The 21,936-nt window shown below is 54.6% G+C and carries 18 protein-coding genes and 2 tRNA genes; 12 read left to right on the top strand and 8 right to left on the bottom strand.

What is annotated here, in order from left to right; genetic code table 11:
• The first annotated feature begins 15 nt into the window (after positions 1–15).
• The 6 genes from A11S_RS02460 to A11S_RS02485 all read left to right on the top strand — a co-directional run bounded on the left by A11S_RS02460 (position 16) and on the right by A11S_RS02485 (position 7,100).
• Positions 16–1,437 (top strand): type II and III secretion system protein family protein, encoded by a 1,422-nt coding sequence (locus A11S_RS02460; RefSeq protein WP_235068018.1) that lies wholly within the window; start codon positions 16–18, stop codon positions 1,435–1,437.
• A gap of 45 nt (positions 1,438–1,482) precedes the next feature.
• Positions 1,483–2,145 (top strand): CpaD family pilus assembly lipoprotein, encoded by a 663-nt coding sequence (locus tag A11S_RS02465; RefSeq protein ID WP_015466899.1) that lies wholly within the window; start codon positions 1,483–1,485, stop codon positions 2,143–2,145.
• Between the two features lie 128 nt (positions 2,146–2,273).
• Positions 2,274–3,530, top strand: a complete 1,257-nt coding sequence (locus A11S_RS02470) for an AAA family ATPase (protein WP_015466900.1) — start codon at positions 2,274–2,276, stop codon at positions 3,528–3,530.
• A gap of 16 nt (positions 3,531–3,546) precedes the next feature.
• Complete coding sequence (locus A11S_RS02475; RefSeq protein ID WP_015466901.1) at positions 3,547–5,160, top strand: CpaF family protein; 1,614 nt, start codon at positions 3,547–3,549, stop codon at positions 5,158–5,160.
• Positions 5,160–6,134 carry a type II secretion system F family protein gene (locus A11S_RS02480; RefSeq protein WP_015466902.1) on the top strand — a complete coding sequence of 325 codons (975 nt, stop codon included), beginning with the start codon at positions 5,160–5,162 and terminating at the stop codon, positions 6,132–6,134. Before A11S_RS02475 ends, A11S_RS02480 begins: the two co-directional genes overlap by 1 nt.
• Before the next feature lie 6 nt (positions 6,135–6,140).
• Positions 6,141–7,100: a type II secretion system F family protein gene (locus A11S_RS02485; protein WP_015466903.1), complete on the top strand. Its 960-nt coding sequence runs from the start codon at positions 6,141–6,143 to the stop codon at positions 7,098–7,100.
• A gap of 66 nt (positions 7,101–7,166) precedes the next feature.
• Here the strand turns inward: A11S_RS02485 and A11S_RS02490 are convergent, their stop codons facing one another.
• The 4 genes from A11S_RS02490 to A11S_RS02505 all read right to left on the bottom strand — a co-directional run bounded on the left by A11S_RS02490 (position 7,167) and on the right by A11S_RS02505 (position 9,656).
• On the bottom strand, positions 7,167–8,138 hold the full coding sequence (locus A11S_RS02490) for a tetratricopeptide repeat protein (protein WP_015466904.1): 972 nt from the start codon (positions 8,136–8,138) through the stop codon (positions 7,167–7,169).
• Positions 8,139–8,215: 77 nt separating this feature from the next.
• On the bottom strand, positions 8,216–8,965 hold the full coding sequence (locus A11S_RS02495) for a pilus assembly protein N-terminal domain-containing protein (protein WP_015466905.1): 750 nt from the start codon (positions 8,963–8,965) through the stop codon (positions 8,216–8,218).
• A 151-nt stretch (positions 8,966–9,116) separates the two neighbouring features.
• Positions 9,117–9,191: transfer RNA gene (locus tag A11S_RS02500), tRNA-Val, on the bottom strand.
• Between the two features lie 108 nt (positions 9,192–9,299).
• Positions 9,300–9,656 carry a response regulator gene (locus A11S_RS02505; RefSeq protein ID WP_015466906.1) on the bottom strand — a complete coding sequence of 119 codons (357 nt, stop codon included), beginning with the start codon at positions 9,654–9,656 and terminating at the stop codon, positions 9,300–9,302.
• 123 nt (positions 9,657–9,779) lie between these two features.
• Between A11S_RS02505 and glk the strand changes: the two genes are divergently transcribed.
• Positions 9,780–10,742, top strand: coding sequence for a glucokinase (gene glk / locus A11S_RS02510; RefSeq protein ID WP_015466907.1), 963 nt, complete (start codon positions 9,780–9,782; stop codon positions 10,740–10,742).
• Here glk and A11S_RS02515 read toward each other — a convergent pair.
• Entirely contained in the window at positions 10,739–11,800 is a 1,062-nt protein-coding gene (locus tag A11S_RS02515) for a glycosyltransferase family 4 protein (RefSeq protein ID WP_015466908.1), read from the bottom strand. The genes glk and A11S_RS02515 overlap by 4 nt on opposite strands.
• A gap of 104 nt (positions 11,801–11,904) precedes the next feature.
• Here A11S_RS02515 and A11S_RS02520 point away from each other — a divergent pair, with 104 nt between their 5' ends.
• From A11S_RS02520 to A11S_RS02530, 3 genes are all read left to right on the top strand, one after another.
• Entirely contained in the window at positions 11,905–13,452 is a 1,548-nt protein-coding gene (locus A11S_RS02520) for a PQQ-binding-like beta-propeller repeat protein (RefSeq protein WP_015466909.1), read from the top strand.
• Positions 13,449–14,450 carry an RluA family pseudouridine synthase gene (locus A11S_RS02525; protein WP_015466910.1) on the top strand — a complete coding sequence of 334 codons (1,002 nt, stop codon included), beginning with the start codon at positions 13,449–13,451 and terminating at the stop codon, positions 14,448–14,450. The genes A11S_RS02520 and A11S_RS02525 overlap by 4 nt, the downstream gene beginning before the upstream one ends.
• Positions 14,451–14,868: 418 nt before the next feature.
• Positions 14,869–15,993 (top strand): Glu/Leu/Phe/Val family dehydrogenase, encoded by a 1,125-nt coding sequence (locus tag A11S_RS02530; RefSeq protein ID WP_015466911.1) that lies wholly within the window; start codon positions 14,869–14,871, stop codon positions 15,991–15,993.
• Between the two features lie 53 nt (positions 15,994–16,046).
• On the opposite strand, the gene A11S_RS02535 is transcribed toward A11S_RS02530, so the two are convergent.
• A complete protein-coding gene (locus A11S_RS02535; protein ID WP_041802370.1) occupies positions 16,047–18,086 on the bottom strand; it encodes a YjbH domain-containing protein in 2,040 nt (679 codons plus the stop codon).
• Between the two features lie 213 nt (positions 18,087–18,299).
• On the opposite strand from A11S_RS02535, the gene glpD reads away from it, so the two are divergent.
• Positions 18,300–19,886, top strand: coding sequence for a glycerol-3-phosphate dehydrogenase (glpD, locus tag A11S_RS02540; RefSeq protein WP_015466913.1), 1,587 nt, complete (start codon positions 18,300–18,302; stop codon positions 19,884–19,886).
• Between the two features lie 103 nt (positions 19,887–19,989).
• Positions 19,990–21,474: a glycerol kinase GlpK gene (gene glpK, locus A11S_RS02545; RefSeq protein WP_015466914.1), complete on the top strand. Its 1,485-nt coding sequence runs from the start codon at positions 19,990–19,992 to the stop codon at positions 21,472–21,474.
• Positions 21,475–21,509: 35 nt separating this feature from the next.
• Here the strand turns inward: glpK and A11S_RS11925 are convergent, their stop codons facing one another.
• Positions 21,510–21,656 carry a hypothetical protein gene (locus A11S_RS11925; protein ID WP_015466915.1) on the bottom strand — a complete coding sequence of 49 codons (147 nt, stop codon included), beginning with the start codon at positions 21,654–21,656 and terminating at the stop codon, positions 21,510–21,512.
• A 149-nt stretch (positions 21,657–21,805) separates the two neighbouring features.
• Positions 21,806–21,881: transfer RNA gene (locus tag A11S_RS02555), tRNA-Phe, on the bottom strand.
• Between the last annotated feature and the right edge of the window lie 55 nt (positions 21,882–21,936).

A 21,936-nucleotide genomic window follows, 5' to 3' on the forward strand; every position in this document is an offset into this window, starting at 1 on the left:
GTCGAGATGAAAAACATGATGAAACGTCCAATCGCTCTGGCCCTGATCGGGACAGTTATGGCGGGTTTGGCTTTTGGCCCGGTGCTGCATGCGCGCGCGGACAGCAAAATGAATCCGGTCAGCATCAATGCGGCGAAAAAAAGCAACTTGCTTGAAGTGACGCTGGGCAAGGGCGAGGTTTTGACCATTCCGGGTGATGTAGCGGATGTTCTTGTCGCGGATCCGTCGATTGCCGATGTGTCGGCGTTGCAGGCAGATAAGCTTTATGTTGTCGGTTCACGTCTAGGCAATACAAACTTGATGGTTCTGGATGCACAGGGCAATGTGCTGAAACGCGTCGATGTTCACGTTAAAATTGACGAGGCCGCGATCCAGGCCTATCTCAAAGAACTCTATCCGAACGAAAACGTATCGGTGCGGGCGATGAATGGTCGGTTTTTCCTGACCGGGAATGTGTCGACCCCGGATGCATCCAATAAAATTGCCAATGTGGTTGCGGCCTATTTCAACCAGGGCGGCGGTGCGCCGAACATGGATTCCATCGTGAATCTGCTTCAGGTTTCGGGCGAGCAGCAGGTGATGCTGCGCGTGAAGATTATGGAAGTGTCAAAATCGCTCTTGCGCGAGTTGGGTATTGATACGCAATTGGATGATACAAGCCTGCTGGGCAACAACGATAATCTGGTGGGGGCCATCGATACGATTGCCGGAACCGGGTTGACCCAAAACCCGTTCGCGACAGGATCGTTGATTTTTGATGATGGAAATTTCGGTCCTTTAAGCTTTATGTTGAGCGCCCTCGAAAATGACCAGATGGCGCAGACTCTGGCGGAGCCGAATTTGACGGCGATTTCGGGTGAGCAGGCCGGCTTCCTTGCCGGTGGTGAATTCCCGGTTCCGGCGGGACGCGATAATGATGGTAACGTTATTATTGAGTATCGGTCCTTCGGTGTTTCGTTGAACTTCCGCCCGGTTGTTCTGTCATCCGACCGGATCAGCCTGCAGATGAATACCGAAGTGTCCTCAATTTCGCGTGATAACTCGGTGACCTTGAATGGTCTGGATGTTCCCGGCTTAAGCATTCGCCGCGCATCGACCACAGTGGAGATGGGCAGCGGCGGCAGTTTGATGATTGCTGGCCTGTTGCAATCCAATGCGCTGAAGGGCATGGCGGGTTTGCCGGGCATACAACAAACGCCGGTTCTGGGGGATCTGATTTCATCAGAGAGCTTTAATCGTCAGGAATCGGAATTGGTTATTATTGTGACGCCTGTTCTGGTGAAGCCGTATGCGGAAACCAAAGCGGCCCGAAAGGTTCAGGCTCCGACCCAAACGCCATTGCGCGAGGCCTTTATCAATAATATCCGCCGCATCTATGGCCGCAAGGCTCCGGCGTCGCTGAATGATGATGGCAGCTTTGGCTACATCCTGAATTAATCGACCCGCATGAAATAAGCCCGAATGAAGCTGAGAAGGTTCGTGATGAAAATATCCTTTCAAAACCGTGGAATTTTAATGGCGGCCAGTGTGGCGGCCTTGCTGGGTGGGTGCACGATTTCACTGGATCGGGATTCCGAACTGGCCCCGGCCGACCGTCAGATGCAGGTCATCAGCGACGCGGCCGAAATGCAATTACCGGTCACGGCAATGAATGAAACGGCCATCCGCCAGATGGCCGCCAATTACGCCAGCCAAGGTGATGGCGCGATGGTGGTTTCGGTTTTATACGACCCGTCCTCGCGTTCTGGCACGGCAATGAAGGCAGGGCAGGAATTGGCCAGGATTGTCGAAACACTGAAGCAGAACCATGTTACTGGTGTTCAGGGCGATATTATGCCGGTGCAGGCACTGGGGGACCAGATGCAGGTTCTGGTGAGCTATAATCGCCTGAGCGCCCAAGTGTCGGACGCTTGCGTGGGCCAAGAGATGGACCAGTCCTTTACCGACCTTGATAAAGCCCGGGCCTATCCTTTGGGCTGTACGGTTGATCAAATGGTGGCCCGCCAAACGGCGCAGCCATCCGATTTGCTGGGGCGGGACCCGGTTTTGGGCTCAGATGGCCGCCGTGGCGCGATCGTGACCGAGCCCTATCGTGCCGGTGAAGCGAATGGCGAGCTGAGCGGTGAGAGCGCCTCTGGCAATTGATGCCATAATCTGTGGTTTTAGCCGATTTTTGTAAATCAATTGGTAATAAAACCGCGCGATGATGGGGTGGCGGGTCAAATCCGCGATTCCTTGTTGAATATCAAAAGTATAATCCGGTTCCAAATCACATGACCGCTGCTGATGCCACCTTTACTTCTGTCCTGTTGCCGGGGGCCCGCGTGACGATGTTCGCGCGTGATCGCGAGTCATTGGAATCATTCCGCTCCCTGGTTCAGGATTGGCGTTTCGCGCGTGTGCAGATGGAGGCGATTGAGGGTGGGGTCGATGACGCCATCGCCACGTTCCAAAGCCGCGAAGCGCCTGATTTGCTGATCATCGAAACCGATACGATTGATGAAAGCTTCACACAAAAGTTGGAAGCCCTGTCGGCCTATTGTTCCGAAAACACGGCGGCGATTGTCATTGGCCCCGTGAATGATGTGAATTTGTATCGTCGCCTCATCGGCATGGGGATCAGCGAATATCTGGTGCGCCCGGTGAAGCCTGATACGTTGGCGTTTGATATTGCGCGATCATTGATTGAACGCATCGGCGCAACGGGTAGCCGTCTGGTCACGTTTATCGGGGCCAAGGGCGGGGTTGGGGCCACCGTCCTGGCCGAAGGTATGGCGTGGGGCATGGCCGAAATGATGCACCAGAAAACCATGCTGCTGGATGCCGCCGGTGGATGGTCTTCGCTCAGTGTGGGTATGAATTTTGAACCCGTGACAACGTTGTCAGAGGCCGTGCGGACCGCACAATCAGGTGATGCGGATGCGTTTCGCCGAATCTTGTTCCAGGCTGATGATCGACTCCATGTCTTGAGCACGGGCGGCGATGTCATGCTGGATACAACGGTTGATCCCGCGACATTTGAAAGTCTTCTGGATCATTTGATGACCAGTTACCCTGTTGTGATTGTTGATTTGTCCGCGGCTCCCGTTGGTTTGCGCCAGGCAACCTTGCTTCGTGCGCATGAAATTATTGTTGTCACAACGCCGCAATTGCCCGCCCTGCGCGCGGCGCGCAGTTTGATGAACGAAATTCGCGATTTGCGCGGAGGCAAAGACGAAACGGTTATTGATTTGATCGTCAATATGGTCGGCTCGGCCCAGAAACATGAAATCCCAAAGGCAGATATTGAGGCGGCGCTGGACCGCAAACCGTCTTTGATGCTGGATTACAAACCCGGGTTGTTTATGGCCTTTGAAAGCGAAGGGCGCAAAATTACATCCAGTCCTGAAGGGCGTGATATTGCACAGACTTTGCTGCAATTGGTGGCGAAACTTATTCGTGGTGCCGGATCGGATATATCCGGACCGGCCAATGATGCGGGTGGCAAGGGGTTATCCGGCATATTGAACAAGTTCAAGGCAAAATCCTGACGGATTGGGTGGCGCAATGTTTGGAAAAAAGGGCACATCCGGACCACCAACACCGCCGCCAGCACCATCGGCGCCGCGGCCTGAACCTGTGGCGACAACGCCTGCACCGGAAAAGATAGCGCAAACGCCCCCACCGGCAGCTAAAGAAGTATCATCGTCCACGATGCCGCCAATGGATGCGGATATGCTGGGCGCACTGAATGCTCTGAATGCGGAAAAGGGGACAACATCGGCGGGCCAGGTTCATATTCCTGCGGTTGAGGCAGAGAAGGCCAAGCCCGCAAAAGCCCTTGATGATGATTTATTGCCCAAGACCGAAGAGAGCACGGTGAAAACCGAATCTGGGGCCAGTATGGCGTCTGTGCGCCTTCAACGCGCACGCAACCGGATCTGGTTGGATTTGCGTGATGGTATTGATCTCAAAGCGTTGGCGCGGATGGATGCCAAGGCCGCCCGTGAAGAGGTCGCATCCGCCGTTCAGGAAATTGCGCGTTTCCGCAATCTGGATATCACGCCCTCGGAACTGGATCTGATTTCCAAGGAATGTTCCGATGATATGTTGGGCTACGGTCCGCTCGAAGCCTTGCTGGAGCGTGATGACATTGCCGATATCATGATCAATGGCCCGGAAACCACCTACATCGAGGTGAGCGGGAAAATTCAGCGCACCGACATTAAATTCCGCGACAACCAGCATTTGACCACGATTTGTCAACGGATCGTGGGGGCGATTGGCCGCCGTGTCGATGAATCGTCGCCGATTTGCGATGCGCGTTTGCCGGATGGAAGCCGCGTAAACGTCATTATCCCGCCGCTGGCCGTAGACGGCGCGACAATGACCATTCGTAAGTTTAAAAAAGACAAGCTGACGCTGGAAAAATTGGTCGAATTCGGGGCCGCGACACCAAGCTGCGCCAAGCTGATTATGGCCGTGGGGCGTTGCCGTGTGAACGTTCTGGTGTCGGGTGGTACGGGTTCGGGTAAAACCACCATGCTGAACTGTTTAACCCGTTATATTGAATCCGGTGAACGCATTATCACGTGTGAAGACGCCTGCGAATTGCAACTGCAGCAGCCACACGTCGTGCGCCTTGAAACCCGTCCGCCAAACCTGGAAGGTGCGGGTGAAGTGACCATGCGCGATCTGGTGAAAAACTGTCTGCGTATGCGTCCGGAACGTATTATCGTTGGTGAGGTTCGCGGACCTGAAGCGTTCGACCTGTTGCAGGCCATGAATACGGGTCACGATGGGTCCATGGGAACCGTCCACGCCAACAACCCGCGCGAAGCGTTATCCCGTATGGAAAACATGATCGCGATGGGGGGGCTGAATTTGCCCAGTTCCGCGGTGCGTGAACAGATTGCAAGCGCGGTGAATGTCATTATTCAGGTTCAGCGTCTGCGTGATGGGTCACGTAAAGTCACACACATTTCCGAAATTACCGGGATGGAGGGTGATGTGGTCACGATGCAGGATCTGTTCCAGCTGGAATATTTAGGCGAAGACGATGACGGCAAGTTGATCACACGTCAAAAATCAACCGGATTGCGCCCGAAATTCTACGATAAAGCGCGCCAATATGGTGTTGAACAGTTGGTTCTTGATGCCATGGCGGAGGCCTTCGGATAATGCAGCCGATGATTTTCGTTACCGTCGTTCTGGTTGTCACGCTGCTGTGCTTTGGTTGCGTTTTGCTGGTGATGTCCGCACAGGAAAAAAAGCGACGCAGCCGCATTCAATCCGTTATTCGTGGAAATACTGTTGTCGACAAACGCTCGGCAGCAACAGCGGAGAAAGATAAACGCGTTGCTGATATTTCACGAAAACTGAAAGAGACGACGGAAGAAAACAAAGCGAAAAGAAACAGCCTGTCTTCGCGATTGATGCAGGCAGGGTTGTCTATCTCGCAAAAACAATTTTGGATCTATTCTGTTTTGTTTGCGGTTGTTGCTACGATCCTGACAAAATTGAGCGGCCAATCGGCATTGGTTACGATTCTCGTGGGAATTACAGCCTTTTTAGGTGTGCCGCGTTACTGGCTGAAACGCCGTATTAAAAAGCGCCAGGCTAAATTTCTGCATGATTTTGCCGATGCATTAGAGGCCATGGTGCGGTTGCTGAAGGCTGGTATGCCTGTGACAGAGGCAATCAACATGGCGTCCAAAGAGTTTGAAGGGCCAGTGGGTGAAGAAATGGCCATGATTTATGATTCCCAGCGTGTTGGAATTTCTTTACCTGAGGCTTCACTCGAGGCCGCGCGTCGCATGCCGATTACAGAGATGCAGATGTTTGCGACAGCCATGGCTATTCAAGCCCAGACGGGGGCCAGCCTGTCAGAGATCCTCACGAACTTGGCTAAGGTTATTCGTGCGCGTTTTCGTTTGAAGCGAAAAGTTGAGGCTTTGTCATCCGAGGCTAAGGCGTCGGCAATGATTATCGGATCGCTCCCATTCCTGGTCGGTGGGGGTATGTATTTCATTAATAATGACTACATGATGGTCATGTTCACAACCCTGACTGGGAAAATGCTTTTGGCTGGTTGTGCGGCTTTTATGCTGATGGGGATTATGGTGATGAAAGCCATGATCAATTTCAAGGTGTAAGACACAATGCAGGCATTCTTTGAAGGCGACGGATTGGTTGTTTTTCTTGCGGCGATTGCGGCCGCCATATCTTTCGTTGCCTTCCTGTTGCCGCTGATGCAACGATCAGAAAAAAAAGAACGATATCGCAGCGTTATTGAAAAGAAGCGGAAGACGCTTTTCGAAGCGACGCGCGAGCAATCGAAAAAAGGCTATCGCGTGGATGAAAAATCCATGTCCGCCCGTGATTCAATGACAACCTTGTTCAAGGTTGAGCAATTGATGGGTGATATGGGGGAAAAGGTCCGCGACATGATGTTGCAGGCCGGTAATCGTGATCCATCGGCACCGATCAAATTCATTGTTTCCCGTTTTGCCATTGCCATTTTTCTCGTCGTTTTTGCGATTATTATTATCACTTCGTCCGATAAAGAAATTTCCAATGGGGTGTCGGCGCTGATCATTATTGCGGCGGCTGGTTTGGGGTATCAAATTCCTAAAATTTTGGTGAAAAACCAGATTGTAAAACGGTCACAGGAAATCAACCTGACCTTTGCGGATGCCTTGGATATGATGCTGATTTGTGTGCAAGGTGGTGTCGGGTTGGAACAAACCATCAACCGGATTGCCGATGAAATTTCTGAACACTCCCCGACGTTGGCGGAGGAACTAGGGATTCTCAGTGCCGAGATGGCGATGCTGAATGATCGCCGTGGTGCGCTGCAGGACTTTGCCCGCCGTGTTGGCAGCGGGGCCGCGCGCTCTTTTGCGACGGCATTGATTCAAGCCGAACAATATGGGACATCGGTGTCACAAGCCATGCGCGTCATGGCCGATGAATTGCGTGACCAGCGCATGGCTGAGGCTGAGCGCAAGGCGGCGTCTCTGCCGCCCAAGCTGACCGTGCCGATGATCCTGTTCTTCCTGCCGGTTTTGTTTGTGATCATTATTGCACCGGCTGTGATGCGGGCATTTTCGAAAATGTAATAATGACATTCTGATACAAAAAGGGCCGCAGGTTATGCTGCGGCCCTTTTTATATTCTTCATCCGTTTACTGGTTGACGGCGGCGGTCGATACCGGTTTTTGCGTTGGAACCGGGGCCTGTGTTTGGGCCTGCTTGACCGCCGGATCATTGTCCATGATCGGCTTGACGCTCAGGCTGGCTTTCTGCACGGCAGGGGCCGGATGCGGTTTGCTTGGCGGAACGTAAGGGGCGTCATGGTCGATGGCGGCTTTCTTATCGTTCTTTTCTGCATCATCTTTTTTCGGTTTCTTTTCTTCGTCTTTTTCTTCTTGCTTTAAGTAAGACGGAACCTGACCGCCGCTGACCTGCAGGGCGTTGACGATGCGTAAATTGCGTTCAATTTCTGCGCGGTTGGGGGCTGTGGCTGCGGCCTTGCGTAATGTTTCTGCGGCTTCATCCAAAAACCCCTGTGCAGCCAGATTGAGGCCCAGATTGTTCAGCAGCGGGGACGGGTTGCCTTGCCAATATTCCAATCCACTGCGGAAGGCCTCTTCGGCGGGTTTGTGTTTGCCTTGGGCATCCAGCGCAACCCCGAGGACGTGATAGGCCTTGCCCGATTCCGGGTTCTTGTCTACGGCCCGGCGTGCAGCGGCTTCGGCTCCGGCATGGTTGCCCATGGATGTCTGGATTGATGCATATTCAACCAGAACATCGGCCGTGGCGGCCTTGCTGTCCTGTGCGAACGGTTCAATAACCAGGTTGGCCCGTGTCAGGCGGTTTTCATTGCGCAGCGCACGAGCATAGCGCGTGGCCACGCTGGCGTCTTTCGGGTTCCGTTTGTACAGCTTTTCAACCAGAGCCAGTGAATCCTGTGCGCTGCCGGCCGCGTCAGCATCATTCGCGGCACGTTCAATGGCCTGATCGATTTTGGCTTGTCGGCCAGTTTCTCCGCCTTGTGCAGAAGACCCCGTGGTTTGACATGCGGCAAGCGCCGTCAACGCCACCACGCTGGTCATCATCAGGGACAGAGTGCGAATGGAATGGCTGGTCTTGGTCATCGTTTTCTTCCGCATTGGCAATGTTGAAAAGCGTCAGGGTTATAGCAGGTTTTTAAAAGCCGGAAAGAGGGTAGTTATTATTCGTCTTCACTCTCTTCTGACGTTGATTCAGATGTGGGATTGTCCGGGTTGTCCTCGGCATCCATGTCGATATCTTGTGCTTCCGGCTCTTCGGCTGTGGCTTCCGGGGCTGGGGGGACTGTTTGTTCAATCGTTCCCTGGCTATCAATATCGGGTGTGCTGACCACAGGAATGCCTGAAACGCTGCCGGATCCCGCATTTGTTGTCACCAAATCAACGGCATGGCATGTGTCGGGGCAGTAATAAACCGATGTATCTTCGCATCCTGATGCCCCGTTACAGCTGCGGCGGATACGAACATAACTTTTGGCGGCGGTGGCGACGGCAACGTGACGCTGCATCATCACTTTGCCTTCCGGGTCCAGAATGCGCAGGAAGGTCGAGCCCGGCTGCCGCGGAACCAGCAACAGGCTGCGCGGCGTTTCCATGACAACGCTCAATTGGTTCGGGTTGCCGACGATAATGGTGCCCGCATCCTGGTCCAGGCGCAAAATTTCGGTCTTGTCCGGGGTCAAAGACAGTTGCGGGTGTGTCGGCGCGGTGCTGAGCAGGCGGCCTGCAATATCGTCGCGGTCCGCGGTTGTTGCCGCATCATCCCCATATTGAACAATGGTTTGCGGCATTAAATCCTTGGCCGGGGCAACAGCATTTTGAGCGGACGCGGCGGTCGTGCAAAAAACAAATCCGACGGACACGGCCAGAATCGCAAACGCAGCCCGGCAGCTTTGAACAGAAAAATGGGACATGGCAAACCAACGACAATGTGGTGTGAAGGGCGGGCGGAAGGGTGCCCGTATGATGTCTTGATTATACCGTTGGAATCGCAAGGAATCATCAGTTTTTTGTGGAAAACTGCGTTGGTGCGAAATTTTAGGTGTTATGGAATTTCTGGGGGGATGGTGCGCAATACAGGGATTGAACCTGTGACCCCTACGATGTCAACATAGTGCTCTACCGCTGAGCTAATTGCGCGTCTTAATCCTTCAAGACTGGCCGATTCACTTCTGCATGTCTCGACCGAGGGTGAAAAAACCAGAAATTGGCATGGATGACAAGTGGTTTTTTACGGGAATAGGGGCTTTATGCCGCCAAAAGCTGTTCCACCTGATCCACCAAATCTTTCAGGTGGAAGGGTTTGGACAGCACTTTGGCCTGATTTTCGGCCCCGCTGTCGGCGGCGACGGCGGCAAAACCCGTGATAAACATGACTTTGAGGCTGGGGGCGATGGCCGCGGCCTTGCGGGATAGTTCAATGCCATCAATCCCCGGCATGACAATGTCCGAGAGCAGCAGGTCATAAGCCGGATCGGTTTCAATGGCCTTTAGGGCTAAAATTCCATTTTCACATAATGTGACGCTGTGGCCCGCTTTTTCCAGCGCCATGGCCAGAAACTGGCGCATTGATGCGTCATCTTCGGCAATCAGAATGCGGGCCATGGGTGTATCCTTTGCGGGTGGACGGGGTGGTCAAATTACAATACGGGCCCGATGTGTCAACGGGGACGGTCTTGAACCAACCTTTCCCCGCCTATATAGCAAAGGGCAGGGGAGACCATAAAAATGACCGCCACAGGATTGATCGCCGATATTGGTGCAACCAATGCCCGCTTTGCGCTGGTCCAGAATGGGACGCTGGACAATATACAGGTTTTAAAGTGCGCCGATCATGCCACGATTGTGGATGCCGCGCGGGCGTATTTGGCCGCGTGTGGCGCGCCCGATGTGCGGGTGGCCAGCTTCGCCATCGCCGGTCCGGTGACGGGGGATCATTTCACCATGACCAACCATCCGTGGGATTTTTCGATCGAGCAGACACGTCTGGCGCTGGGGCTCGACCATTTCACCCTGATGAATGATTTTAAGGCCGTGGCGTTGGCCATTCCACATTTGCGCAAAACGGATTGGCGGCAAATTGGTGGCACACAAACCCCTGTGGCTGAGGCACCCATCGCCGTCATTGGTCCCGGCACCGGATTGGGTGTGGGGGCGCTGGCCTGGGACGGACAGGCGTACCGCGCCATCCCTGGCGAAGGCGGCCATGTGACCATGCCAGCAAAGACACAACGCGAATTTGATGTGTTTCAGGCCCTGCACGACAAATACCGCCATATATCGGCCGAACGTGTGTGTTCGGGCAAGGGGCTGGTGAATATTTACAATGCCCTGCGGATCATTGATCGCCGCAATGATCTGCCCGATCGTTCGCCGGAAGACATCAGCGCCGCCGCCCTGAACGGATCATGCGCCCTGTGTGCCGAGGCCCTGAATATGATGATTGCTTTTTTGGGCAGCATTGCGGGTAATCTGGCTCTGACGCTTGGTGCGGCGGGCGGGGTGTATATTGCGGGCGGGATTTGCGCGCAATTGGGTGAGGCATTTTTCCAATCCGATTTCCGCGATCAATTTGAATCCAAGGGGCGATTCCAATCCTATCTGGCCCCCATTCCGACCTATCTGATCACGCATCCCTTTATTGCATTTATCGGGTTGCAGGCGGACGTGGAAAAAAGACTGTCAGTCTAGGCTTTAATCAACGCGGCGTGCTGCATCTCTGCAAACTGGCTGGCGGCCTGATCCCATGTGTAATGGTGCAGGACGTGGGCATAGCGACCCTCCGCCGTGCCGTGCCCCATGGCCTTGTGCGTGGCGATTTCAAGATCGTCATCCAACGCGCCCAGCGTGTCATCGGTGACAATATCCATGGGCCCGGGAACAGGGTATCCCGCAATGGGCAGGCCGCAGGCCATGGCTTCAATCAATACAATCCCAAACGTATCGGTTTTGGATGGGAACACGAACACGTCGCCCGCGCGATAATGGGCGGCCAGATCGTGGCCCACCTGTTTGCCGGCAAAATGGACGTGCGGGTAATCACGCATCAATTGCGCGCGATCAGGGCCGTCACCCACAACCATTTTCGATCCGTCCCAATGCATGTCCAGAAAGGCGCGAATGTTTTTTTCAATCGCCACGCGTCCGACATAAACGGCCATGGGGCTTTTCGCATTTGGAATATTGACGACGGGGGCGTGATCATGGGTGCGGGGATAGAAAATATTTTTATCAATCCCGCGCGTGACGCGATGGAACGGCGTTTCGATTTTCCAGTGGCGCAACTGATCTTCGATGCTCTGCGTCGTGGTCATGACGGCGTGGGAGTGCGCATGAAATTTTCGCACCAGCGCAATACAAAAATTGCGCACAGGATTGTACAAAAACGGCAAAAATTTTGCCGCGCGCAAGGCCGTGTAATCCGGAAATTGCGTATGATAGGCCGTGGTGTAGGCCCATCCCCGTGCCCGGCATAACCCGCGTGCGGCCCAGCCGAGGGGCCCTTCGGTGGCGATATGGATGGAATCCGGGGCCAGCGCCTCAATCTTTTGCGCCAAGGCCGTGCGCGGAAACATCACCAGTTCGATTTCCCGGTACCCCGGCATGGGAAACCGTTTGGGAAAATCGGCGGGACCGATAACATGCACATCATGCCCCATCCGTTCCAGATCGGGGATCATCAATTCATAGGTCCGCACCACCCCGTTGATCTGGGGCTTCCAGGCGTCGCTGATGATAACAATACGCATGCGTTGATCCTGTATCAAAGAGGGCAGATGGACATAACGGGCAAAGCGGACTAGAGTCAATATACGGCCCATTCTTATGCTATGATAAAAGCGTGATGTCCTTGATGTCTTTTTCTTTTTTCAACTTTTTACGCGGCACGGCCCTGATGGCCGGGCTGGCAATTGGGCTGTGGGTTCTGGCGGCGGGTCCCATGGCGGGGACGGCGGCGGCGCAAACGCCTGTGCCGGGCTTGCCGGCCTGTAACCTTGTGCGCGAAGCCATCGTGAATTTAAAAGCCCCCAATTTCGGCGTGCCTGTGATTTGGGATGGGTTGTTTGGTGACGAATCGAAATTGATGCGTTTTTCCGCCGCGACGCCATTACCATCGGGCAGCGTCCTGATCGCCGGGGAGCATTTGAATGAAAAATTTCAACCGCTTGAAACGTTCATCGTTGAAATGAACAGCCGCGGACGCGGCATTGGCGAAAAGCGTATTCAGGCGTTGAAAGGGGAAAAAATCACCGCGCTGGTGCCCGTTGATCACGGCTATGTGGTGGCCAGCAATATCCTGTCTGGCCCCGCAGATGAAAAGCAGGTGCGGCTGGCATGGTATGATGAGGCACGCACCTATATTCGCGATCTGGTGTTAAAAGACGCGCTCTATGATTTTGAATCATATACTCTGTTGCCCGCGAATGAGGGTAACGGGTTTATCGCTGTCGTTCATGCCCGCCCGCGTCAAGGATCGATGGATGAGCACGGTCTTCTCTACCGCATCAGCGCAACGGGAAAAATTTTGTGGAAGCGGGCCTATCGCTCCGGCGCGGCCAGTCTGATGCACGGCATCGCCCCGGTTGGGGATACGGGGTACGTTGTTACGGGCCGCGAACTGGCGGAAAATGGCCGTATTTCGGGTATGGCCATGGAAGTCAACAATGATGGAACGCTGGTATGGCAACAGCCGTATCCGCGCGGCGTTCATGCCCTGCTGCGCAAGGCCAGCGTGCGACCTGATGGGCGCGTTGTAATGGTGGGGCAAATCACACCGTTTGGTGAAACCTATTCCACCGCCTGGGTGATGGAGGTGGATACGAATGGCGAAATATTGTGGCAACGTTATTTTCCGTTGGGTGGAAACGAAACCGATGCACGTGGGGTCATAACGTATGACGATGGCCGCACGGTGGTGATGGTGAACGTGCGGCCGCGCAATGAATATGCGGATGATCGCGATCATATCCGTCTGCTGACATTATCGCCACGTGGGGAAATTCTGCGTGATGAACCTTATGTCGAGGGGCAACACGCCCAGGCCAGCCAGATCAGTCTGGGGTACAAAAGTGAACGCGTGGTGATTGCGTTTGTTGAGGGCACAGCCGGATCCCTTTTGCCGGATGAAGTTGTCTTGATCACCGAGCAGATTAAGAAACAAGGGCGGCGCACCGTCGGTCCCGATGGTAAGGTTGTCGAATCCTATGTTGCGCCCGAAGAACCAGCTAAAGAACAACCGGCCCTCACACCCGAAAAACCGCCCGTAGCGGACGTGGGTGAGGCGGATCAAGAGAAAAAAGACGATCCATCCTTCCGTGGTTGGGTTTTTGTTGCGACGGCATTGGACCCTTACAAGGACCCGTGCCTGCCCTTAGACATTCCAAGAGTACAAGACAAGTGATTGAGATTGAAGACGACGACGATGCGGGCCTACAGGTCACAATATCCGATGATCTGGATGGCATGCGTCTAGATAAAGCGCTGGCCGTTCTGTGCCCCGACCATTCACGGACACGATTGAAAGCGTTGATTGAAGACGGGCAGGTGACGGCGAACGGGCGCACGTTGCGCGATGCCTCTATGCCGGTGAAGGCGGGATTGGCGTTACAGGTTGTTGTACCGCAAGCGGTCGAAGCCACGCCGCAGCCCGAAAATATTCCGCTGGATATTGTGTACGAAGATTCCGATTTATTGGTCATCAATAAACAGGCCGGATTGGTCGTGCACCCCGGTGCGGGAAATCCCACGGGAACGCTGGTGAATGCGTTGTTGTATCATTGTGGTGATACGCTCTCCGGCATTGGCGGCGTCATGCGCCCCGGGATTGTCCACCGCCTGGATATGGAGACGACGGGCCTGATGGTTGTGGCCAAGAACGATGTTGCGCATCGTGGTTTGTCGGATCAATTGGCGGACCGCACATTGCACCGTTTGTATATGGCGATTGTCTGGCGTATTCCGGCGCATAAAGGCGTGGTGGATATGCCGATCGGGCGTCACCCGGCCTTCCGCCAGAAAATGGCGGTCAATGTGCGTGGGGGGCGCGAAGCGCGCACGCATTATAATGTGGAGCGCAGTTTTGGTGAGGCCGCATCGCTGATCACCTGCAAACTGGAATCCGGGCGCACGCACCAGATCCGCGCGCATATGGCGGCCATTCGTCATCCGTTGGTGGGGGACCCGCTCTATGGTCTGCAACACAACGCGCAGGAATCACTGTTGCGAAAGGGCGGTTTAAGCCCGGAGGAAGCGGATTTCGTCCTGAAATTCCCGCGCCAGGCCCTGCACGCCCGCCATATTGGCTTTATCCACCCGGTTACGGGTGAGGAAATGGGGTTTGATGCGGGCCCGCCGGCGGACATAGAAGAGTTGATTTCTGTAATGGAAACAATAAGTTAGAAATTCGCATAAAAAACCGCTTGAATTTACATAAAATTGTATGTATTCTAGAATTATGGAATACGACGTTGAGTGGGTGATCAACGGATGAGAGGCAAAAGCCTCCCCAGTGTGAGAAATAAGTGTGAGACTAAAAAAACCGCGCCGGACAAAATGGCGGCCTGATGTGGTGGGACACAAGCGTAAAGAAGAATAACTGCGAAATTCAAAAGGCGACTTTTTGAAGGGGTTCGAGAGGCGCTTTTTCCAAGGTTTACCTTTGACCGATCTGGTATCGAAACTGGCCATCAACGAAAGTTGATGGCCACTTTTTTCGTTTGATTTGTTGCGGTGCAGATCGTTATCTGCACATGATGGTGTTACAATAAGCCAGAGCAATAATGACGTGTTTTTCTGACAATAAAGCAGGATCAATCCCATGGTGTATGACGATCTCTCCCCTGAATTTCTCTCCGCGTTCCCCGATTATGACGGGCACGAAACCGTGCGCAAGATTGTTGATGCGGATACGGGGCTGACGGCTTTTATCGGCGTGCATAACCGCGCGCTGGGCCCTGCACTGGGCGGATGTCGTATGTACCCGTATGCGGGCGGGGAGGCGGATGCCATTCGCGATGTCCTGCGCCTGTCACGTGGCATGACGTATAAAAACGCGCTGGCGGGTTTGCCGTTGGGTGGTGGGAAAAGCGTTATTCTGGGCGATCCGTTCACACAAAAAACGCCAGCCTTGATGCGCGCGATGGGCCGCGCTGTGCAATCGTTGGATGGTCATTACATTACGGCGGAAGACAGCGGCACCAGCGAAGCCGACATGCAGGACATGGGAACCGAAACATCCTATGTCGTTGGCCTGCACCTGCCCGAAGGGGATACCAGTGCGTTGGGCGGTAACCCGTCCCCCGTCACCGCCTATGGTGTTTACATGGGGATCAAGGCGGCGGTGCGCCGCAAACACAAAACGGATTCTGTCGCCGGTCTGCACGTTGTGGTGCAGGGGTTGGGGTCCGTGGGCTATGCGTTGTGCGAATATTTGCACCGCGATGGCGCAACCCTGACCGTAACGGATACGCGACCAGCCATTCTGGATCGGGCCGTGGCCGAAATGCCGGGGACGAAAGTGGTCACGCCGGATCAAATTTTCGCGGTCGAAGGGGATGTCTTCGCACCGTGTGCGTTGGGCGCCCAGATCAATGATGAAACGGTACCGCAATTGCGCGTCGGCATCGTGGCCGGGGCCGCGAACAACCAATTGGCAACGAAACAGCATGACGACATGCTGGCCGAACGCGGTATTTTGTATGTGCCCGATTACGTGATCAATGCGGGCGGTGTGATTGCCGTGGCCTATGAATATTTCGCCCGCACGGGGCGCAACCCGTTTACCGCTCCGCTGACCCGCGATGTGATGATGGAGCACGTGACCGGGATTGGCCGCACCATTGATAAAATTCTGGCCCTGGCCGAAACCCAAGGCCTGCCCCCGGGCCGGGCCGCAGACCGGATGGCGGAATCTATCTTTATGGCCGAAAAAATCCGCGCGTGATTCAATCCGTATTACAGCATTCAAAAATAAAACCCCGGCGATGTGTCGGGGTTTTATTTTTGTAATTGATCCCAACTGCGTGAAATGGCGCGGTACGATATCGGTTCGCTAACATCATACAATGGCAAGGGCGTGTCCAGCGTTTGGCCCGCATTGCGTCCCAACGGGGCAATCGTGGTCCGCATCTCACTGCCATCCACCATGCGCCGCCATGTGCCCAGCGGTAGGGTCAGGCGCAATCCGCTATACAAATGCGTGGTGCCGCCGAAAATATCCGGGTCGTCATCTTCGCTGGCGGTGACGAATGCGGTCACGCGAACACCACTATCCATTCGTTTGTCCAGTGATACGGTGGCCCCGAAATCTTCACCCAGATAGCGGCCAAGTTTCAATCCGGCGGTTAGATCACTGTCCGGAAATTCGTACCAGGCGTTGAAGAACCCTGTGAGTGTTGAATCCCCCTGTAAATCCAGCACCAGATCGCTATACGGATCACGCCGCCAGACATTCCACCCCTCCGCCCCGATGGCGAATGTTTTTCCAAATGGACGATAGAGAATTTCGCCACCGAATCCCGCATACATTTCTTCCAAATACCCGGCCGTAAAACCGGTATGAATATCGGGCGACAGGCTGTGCATAAATGCACCATACAGGCGATCAACGGATACCAAAGCCCCGGCAAATTCCGCCACATCGCTGCGCACGGGTTTATCAACCGGCAGATATTGTGACGACAGTGATTCTAGGTCGTCGGAAAAATTCAACCGGAACCCGCCGCCAATCGTAATATTTTTGGGCCAGTTGAGTTGCGTTTCCTGCACCAGCGATTCCCGGTGCAAAATACCGCCATCTTCCTCCGACAGGCTCAGCTGGTTGTCTAAAATGAAGCGGAACGACGCGAAGGGGCGGTTGGGACTGCGTAAATCTTTCACCTTTTCGGCGTTCTGCAGGTCGGTGGGCACAATCGCCGGCATGGTCATATTGCGCCATACTTCCGCCGGGCTGCCGTTTCGTTCATCGCTGAGTGCTGCGGCCACATCACGGCGGACCATCCGCAACGTTGGCCCGGTCAGCCCGTAATGGCTGGGCGTAATATAAATTTCCGCCGGGCCTTCGGGATCCACTTCGGTTAGATGCCGTAACGCGCGGCCAATTTGCATGCCAATGGGTAATTCATCATGGGCATACAGGCTGGCCCACACGCCGCGGTCATTGGCGCGCGTGGTTTGGATTTTTATGGTGGAGGGGTCTTCTGGTGATGGTTCTTCCCATTTATGGGGCCAGTCGCTCAGCGCGGCGGAGATATTCACGCTGGCCATGATTTTTTCACCGCCCAGTATGCCAAGGCCAAATCCCAGATTTTCCGTTGGCTGGTAATGCAAGCCAACCGACCATGGATCGGGCGCATCAAATCCGGGGTCGATTAAGGCCTCGGTCGAATAATCGTCCGCGCCCCAATCGGCTTTGAACGACAGGCCATTGATGGGCGTGAAATATTCAACCCCGGCGAACAGGCCGATTTTATCACCGGTAAACCAATCATCGGGGCCATTGGCGTCTTCGCTGGTTGCGTTGCGGCTCTTTTCAAAATGCGATCCAAAAATTTTTAATGGGTTGGAAAAATGCCCGGCGCTGCCCATACGGCCCCAGCCAAGGCCGCCCGTAAAATCAAAATTATTATAGCGTTTTGATAACGCCAGATATTCCGCCGCCATTTGTTTGTGGCCATAGGCGGACATCAGTCCCAGGGCAATTTCCGGGCGTGTCGCGCTTTCGTTCAGCAGCCGTACTTTCAGATCCACCGCCGGGTACAGACGGTCGGCGGCTTCGCGTAAATTTGAAACATACCCGTTCTGGCGCAGCGTGATGTTTAGCGGATCGGCAATCTGCATTGACAAGGCGGCTGTGGCATAGGGGTCGAGCGTGGAGAGATGAAACCGCATCGTGCCCGATTTATCCATGCGCGCTGACGGAACCGTGTTTAACCCCAGCGATCCGGCCCAGTTCGGGCTGGGCTTTGGCTCTTTTGGCGCTGCAGGTGGCAGTAATTCCGCCCCGGCCGGGGCCGGAGCGCACAATAACCCAGCCATGCCAATCAAAAGGAGAAACGCGCGCAAGATAAACACAAAGAATAAGAATTGGGGACAATGGACACGGTAAAGTCGTGTAGCGGAATTTTTTCAAAATATACGATCGTAGTCAAACAAAACGGACATTATGTCATTTCATGCCTGTGGAATGTTTGGTGCGGGCTTGTATAATGGCGAACGGTTCAGTTTTTTCCCCTTCAGGCAGGCGATTCGATGTCATCCCGACCCAGTATTCCCGATTACGATTTGTGCATTATTGGCGGCGGTGTGAACGGTGCGGGAATTGCCCGTGATGCAACCGGGCGGGGTTTGAGCGTCCTGCTGTTGGAAATGGGGGATCTGGCGGGCGCGACCAGTTCGGCCAGTTCGAAAATGATCCATGGTGGTTTGCGCTATCTGGAATATTTTGAATTTAAATTGGTGCGCGAAGCGTTGATTGAACGGGATGTTCTGCTCGGCATTGCCCCGCATATCATGTACCCGATGGATTTTATTCTGCCGCACGCGCATACGATCCGTCCGGCATGGATGATCCGGATGGGGTTGTTCCTGTATGATCATTTGGCGCTTATTCGCCGGTTTAAAAAATCAACGGCGATTAAAGTGGCAGAAGATGCACGGTGCACCCCATTAAAGGCTGATTATAAAACGGCCTTCACCTATGCCGATGGCTGGGTGGATGATGCGCGTCTGGTTGCATTAAACGCGGTGGATGCGGCGGAAATGGGGGCCCATGTCCTGACCCATGCGGCATGCACGGGATTGCGCGTTGAAAACGGCATCTGGCATATCGAAATCCACGATACAGATACGGGCCAATTGGCGAACCACACGGCCCGCATGGTTGTAAATGCGGCGGGGCCGTGGGTGCGTGATATTCTGGATGGATCGCATCTGGCGATTGCCGGAAAAACACCAAATGTCCGCTTGGTTAAAGGCAGCCATATCGTCGTGCCAAAATTGTATGACGGTGCGCAGGCGTTTAATCTGCAACAACCTGATCGCCGTGTCATTTTTGTTATTCCGTATCAGGATCAATACACGCTGATCGGCACCACCGATATTGACCATCCAGACGATGCGCAGTCCCCGGAAATATCGGCGGAAGAAACGCAATATCTGTGTGATTGCGTCAATCGTTATTTCAAATCATCCATTGCGCCATCTGATGTGGTCTGGAGCTATAGCGGCGTCCGTCCCCTGTTTGATGATGGGCGTGGCAAGGCCAGCAAGGTCACACGCGATTACCGTCTGGTTCTGGATACGGCACATGGCGCGCCGATCCTGTCGGTCTTTGGTGGGAAAATCACGACCTATCGCCATCTGGCGCAAGATGTGGTGAATAAACTGATCCGTTTCTGGCCCAATTATGCGGCCGCGCGTGGTCTGGATACGATCAAACCATGGACGCACACGATGCCGCTGCCCGGTGGGGATGTTGGCGATGATGGCATGGCGGCGTTTATTGCCGACCGTGCTAAGCGCTATAAATTCCTGCCTGCCGATCTGGTGTATCGTTATGCCACCACCTATGGCACACGGATGGATCGTATTCTGGCCGAAGCCACCGATCTGGATTCGCTGGGGCGGCATTTCGGTGATGGTGTGTACATGGCCGAGATCAATTATCTGATCCAGAATGAATGGGTCAAAAGCGCCGAAGATATGCTTTGGCGTCGCACCAAGCTGGGCCTGCATATCAGTGATGAAACACGGGCGGCGATTGATCAATATTTTGCGGGGCATCCGGTGTCATCGCGGACGGGGCATGGCGTGCGCGTGACACGCCAGATACATTAACAATAAGGTGTCATACCGGCGAAAGCCGGTATCTTTCAGCCATAAAGGATGAAGACCCCGGCCTGCGCCGGGGTGACGAATAAAGAAGAGGGATTATAAAAGCATGACAAAACCAACCATCCTTGCCATTGACCAGGGCACAACATCGTCCCGCGCGATTTTATTTTCCGCCGATGGGGATATTCTGGCCGTCCGTCAGAAGGAGCTGGAATTATTCTACCCGCATAATGGCTGGGTGGAACAGGACCCGGTGAATATCTGGAACGATACACTCTGGGCCTGCCGCGCCGTGATGGAGGATGCGGGTGGCGCTGCGGCGCAGATTGCCGCCATCGGTATCACCAACCAACGCGAAACCACGATTGTTTGGGACCGTAAAACCGGCGAACCCGTCTATCGCGCCATCGTCTGGCAGGATCGTCGCACATCGGATCTGTGCCAGTCCTTGAAGAAAGCCGGGCATGAAGATGCCATCCGTGCGAAAACCGGCCTTCTGCTCGACCCGTATTTTTCCGGCACGAAACTGGCGTGGATTTTGGACAATGTTCCGGGTGTGCGTAAACGGGCGGAATCTGGCGATCTGGCGTTCGGTACGGTGGATTGTTACCTGCTGTGGAAGCTGACCAGTGGGCGTGTGCATGCCACCGATGTGACCAATGCGTCGCGTACGATGCTCTATAACATTGTGACCCAGGAATGGGACGATGATCTGCTCCGCCTGCTGAATATTCCGCGCGGGTTGTTGCCGGATGTGCGCGATAACGTGGCCGATTTCGGCACATCTGATCCGGCTTTGCTGGGGCGCCCATTCACCATCGGCGGTATGGCCGGTGACCAACAGGCCGCGATGGTGGGGCAGGCGTGTTTCACCGACGGCATGGTCAAATCCACCTATGGCACCGGGTGTTTTGCCTTGATGAATATTGGCGATACGTTCCGGGAATCCAAAAACCGCCTGCTGACCACCCCGGCCTACCGCCTGAACGGTGACATCACCTACGCGATCGAAGGGTCTATTTTCGTCTCCGGCGCGGCGGTGCAATGGTTGCGCGATGGGCTGGGTCTGTTCCGGCAGGCCTCCGAAAGCGAAGGGCTGGCGACGTCTGTGGCGGACACCAATGGCGTGTATCTGGTTCCGGCCTTTACCGGCATGGGTGCGCCCTATTGGGATGCGGATGCGCGGGGTTTGCTCTGCGGCATCACGCGCGACACCACCGCCGCCCACATCACCCGCGCCGCGCTAGAGGCGCAAGCCTATCAAACCCGCGACCTCATCGGCGCGATGGAGGGCGACACAGGCAAAAAAATCGACGTGATCCGCGCCGATGGCGGGTTGGTGGCCAACACATTCGTGTGCCAGTTTTTGGCCGACATCCTGAATTGCCCGGTCGACATTCCCCGTGTGGCGGAAACAACCGCTTTGGGTGCGGCGTATCTGGCGGGGTTGCAGGTGGGTGTTTACAACGGATTGGATGACATTACCAACGCGTGGCATGCCGTGCGTCATTATGACCCGGCGATGGATGATGAAAAGCGTGATGCATTGTATGCCGGGTGGCGTAAGGCGGTGGAGAAGACATTGCTGTAAAATAAAAAAAGCCCCGAATGCGGGGCTTTTTTTATTTAGTGGCAATGGACCATGCCGGTGCGATTGTCCATGTGGCAACATTGTCCGGGCGGTGAGCTTTGGCGGCACCCGCCACCGTGGGCAAAGGCAAAACTGGGCAAAAATGTTGCCAGGGCCAGGGCGATAAAAATGTATGTCTTCATGGGGCGCTCCTCGTTCTTATAAACAGTTGCTGCGGCCAAAAAGCACATGCGGATTGTATTTGTCAAAAAGTGGGGAAATTGCATACGGGCATACGTCGCAGGCAATAAAAAACCGCCCAAACCACAATGTGGGGGCGGGCGGGGAAAGATGGTGCCCGAGGGCGGATTTGAACCACCGACACGGCGATTTTCAGTCGCCTGCTCTACCAACTGAGCTACTCGGGCCCGCTTCGAAAAACGGATTATGGGCTTATACAGGGCTGAAACCGGAATGTCCAGA

The sequence above is a fragment of the Micavibrio aeruginosavorus EPB genome (genome assembly GCF_000348745.1).
GTDB classification, from domain to species: domain Bacteria; phylum Pseudomonadota; class Alphaproteobacteria; order Micavibrionales; family Micavibrionaceae; genus Micavibrio; species Micavibrio aeruginosavorus_A.

What these genes read in the sequence shown, in the direction of transcription:
- A11S_RS02460 (WP_235068018.1), top strand. Translation starts at nt 16, where the DNA reads ATGATGAAACGTCCAATCGCTCTGGCCCTGATCGGGACAGTTATGGCG.
- A11S_RS02465 (WP_015466899.1), top strand. Translation starts at nt 1,483, where the DNA reads ATGAAAATATCCTTTCAAAACCGTGGAATTTTAATGGCGGCCAGTGTG.
- A11S_RS02470 (WP_015466900.1), top strand. Translation starts at nt 2,274, where the DNA reads ATGACCGCTGCTGATGCCACCTTTACTTCTGTCCTGTTGCCGGGGGCC.
- A11S_RS02475 (WP_015466901.1), top strand. Translation starts at nt 3,547, where the DNA reads ATGTTTGGAAAAAAGGGCACATCCGGACCACCAACACCGCCGCCAGCA.
- A11S_RS02480 (WP_015466902.1), top strand. Translation starts at nt 5,160, where the DNA reads ATGCAGCCGATGATTTTCGTTACCGTCGTTCTGGTTGTCACGCTGCTG.
- A11S_RS02485 (WP_015466903.1), top strand. Translation starts at nt 6,141, where the DNA reads ATGCAGGCATTCTTTGAAGGCGACGGATTGGTTGTTTTTCTTGCGGCG.
- A11S_RS02490 (WP_015466904.1), bottom strand. Translation starts at nt 8,138, where the DNA reads ATGACCAAGACCAGCCATTCCATTCGCACTCTGTCCCTGATGATGACC.
- A11S_RS02495 (WP_015466905.1), bottom strand. Translation starts at nt 8,965, where the DNA reads ATGTCCCATTTTTCTGTTCAAAGCTGCCGGGCTGCGTTTGCGATTCTG.
- A11S_RS02505 (WP_015466906.1), bottom strand. Translation starts at nt 9,656, where the DNA reads ATGGCCCGCATTCTGATTGCCGAAGATGACGCATCAATGCGCCAGTTT.
- glk (WP_015466907.1), top strand. Translation starts at nt 9,780, where the DNA reads ATGACCGCCACAGGATTGATCGCCGATATTGGTGCAACCAATGCCCGC.
- A11S_RS02515 (WP_015466908.1), bottom strand. Translation starts at nt 11,800, where the DNA reads ATGCGTATTGTTATCATCAGCGACGCCTGGAAGCCCCAGATCAACGGG.
- A11S_RS02520 (WP_015466909.1), top strand. Translation starts at nt 11,905, where the DNA reads ATGTCTTTTTCTTTTTTCAACTTTTTACGCGGCACGGCCCTGATGGCC.
- A11S_RS02530 (WP_015466911.1), top strand. Translation starts at nt 14,869, where the DNA reads ATGGTGTATGACGATCTCTCCCCTGAATTTCTCTCCGCGTTCCCCGAT.
- A11S_RS02535 (WP_041802370.1), bottom strand. Translation starts at nt 18,086, where the DNA reads ATGGCTGGGTTATTGTGCGCTCCGGCCCCGGCCGGGGCGGAATTACTG.
- glpD (WP_015466913.1), top strand. Translation starts at nt 18,300, where the DNA reads ATGTCATCCCGACCCAGTATTCCCGATTACGATTTGTGCATTATTGGC.
- glpK (WP_015466914.1), top strand. Translation starts at nt 19,990, where the DNA reads ATGACAAAACCAACCATCCTTGCCATTGACCAGGGCACAACATCGTCC.
- A11S_RS11925 (WP_015466915.1), bottom strand. Translation starts at nt 21,656, where the DNA reads ATGAAGACATACATTTTTATCGCCCTGGCCCTGGCAACATTTTTGCCC.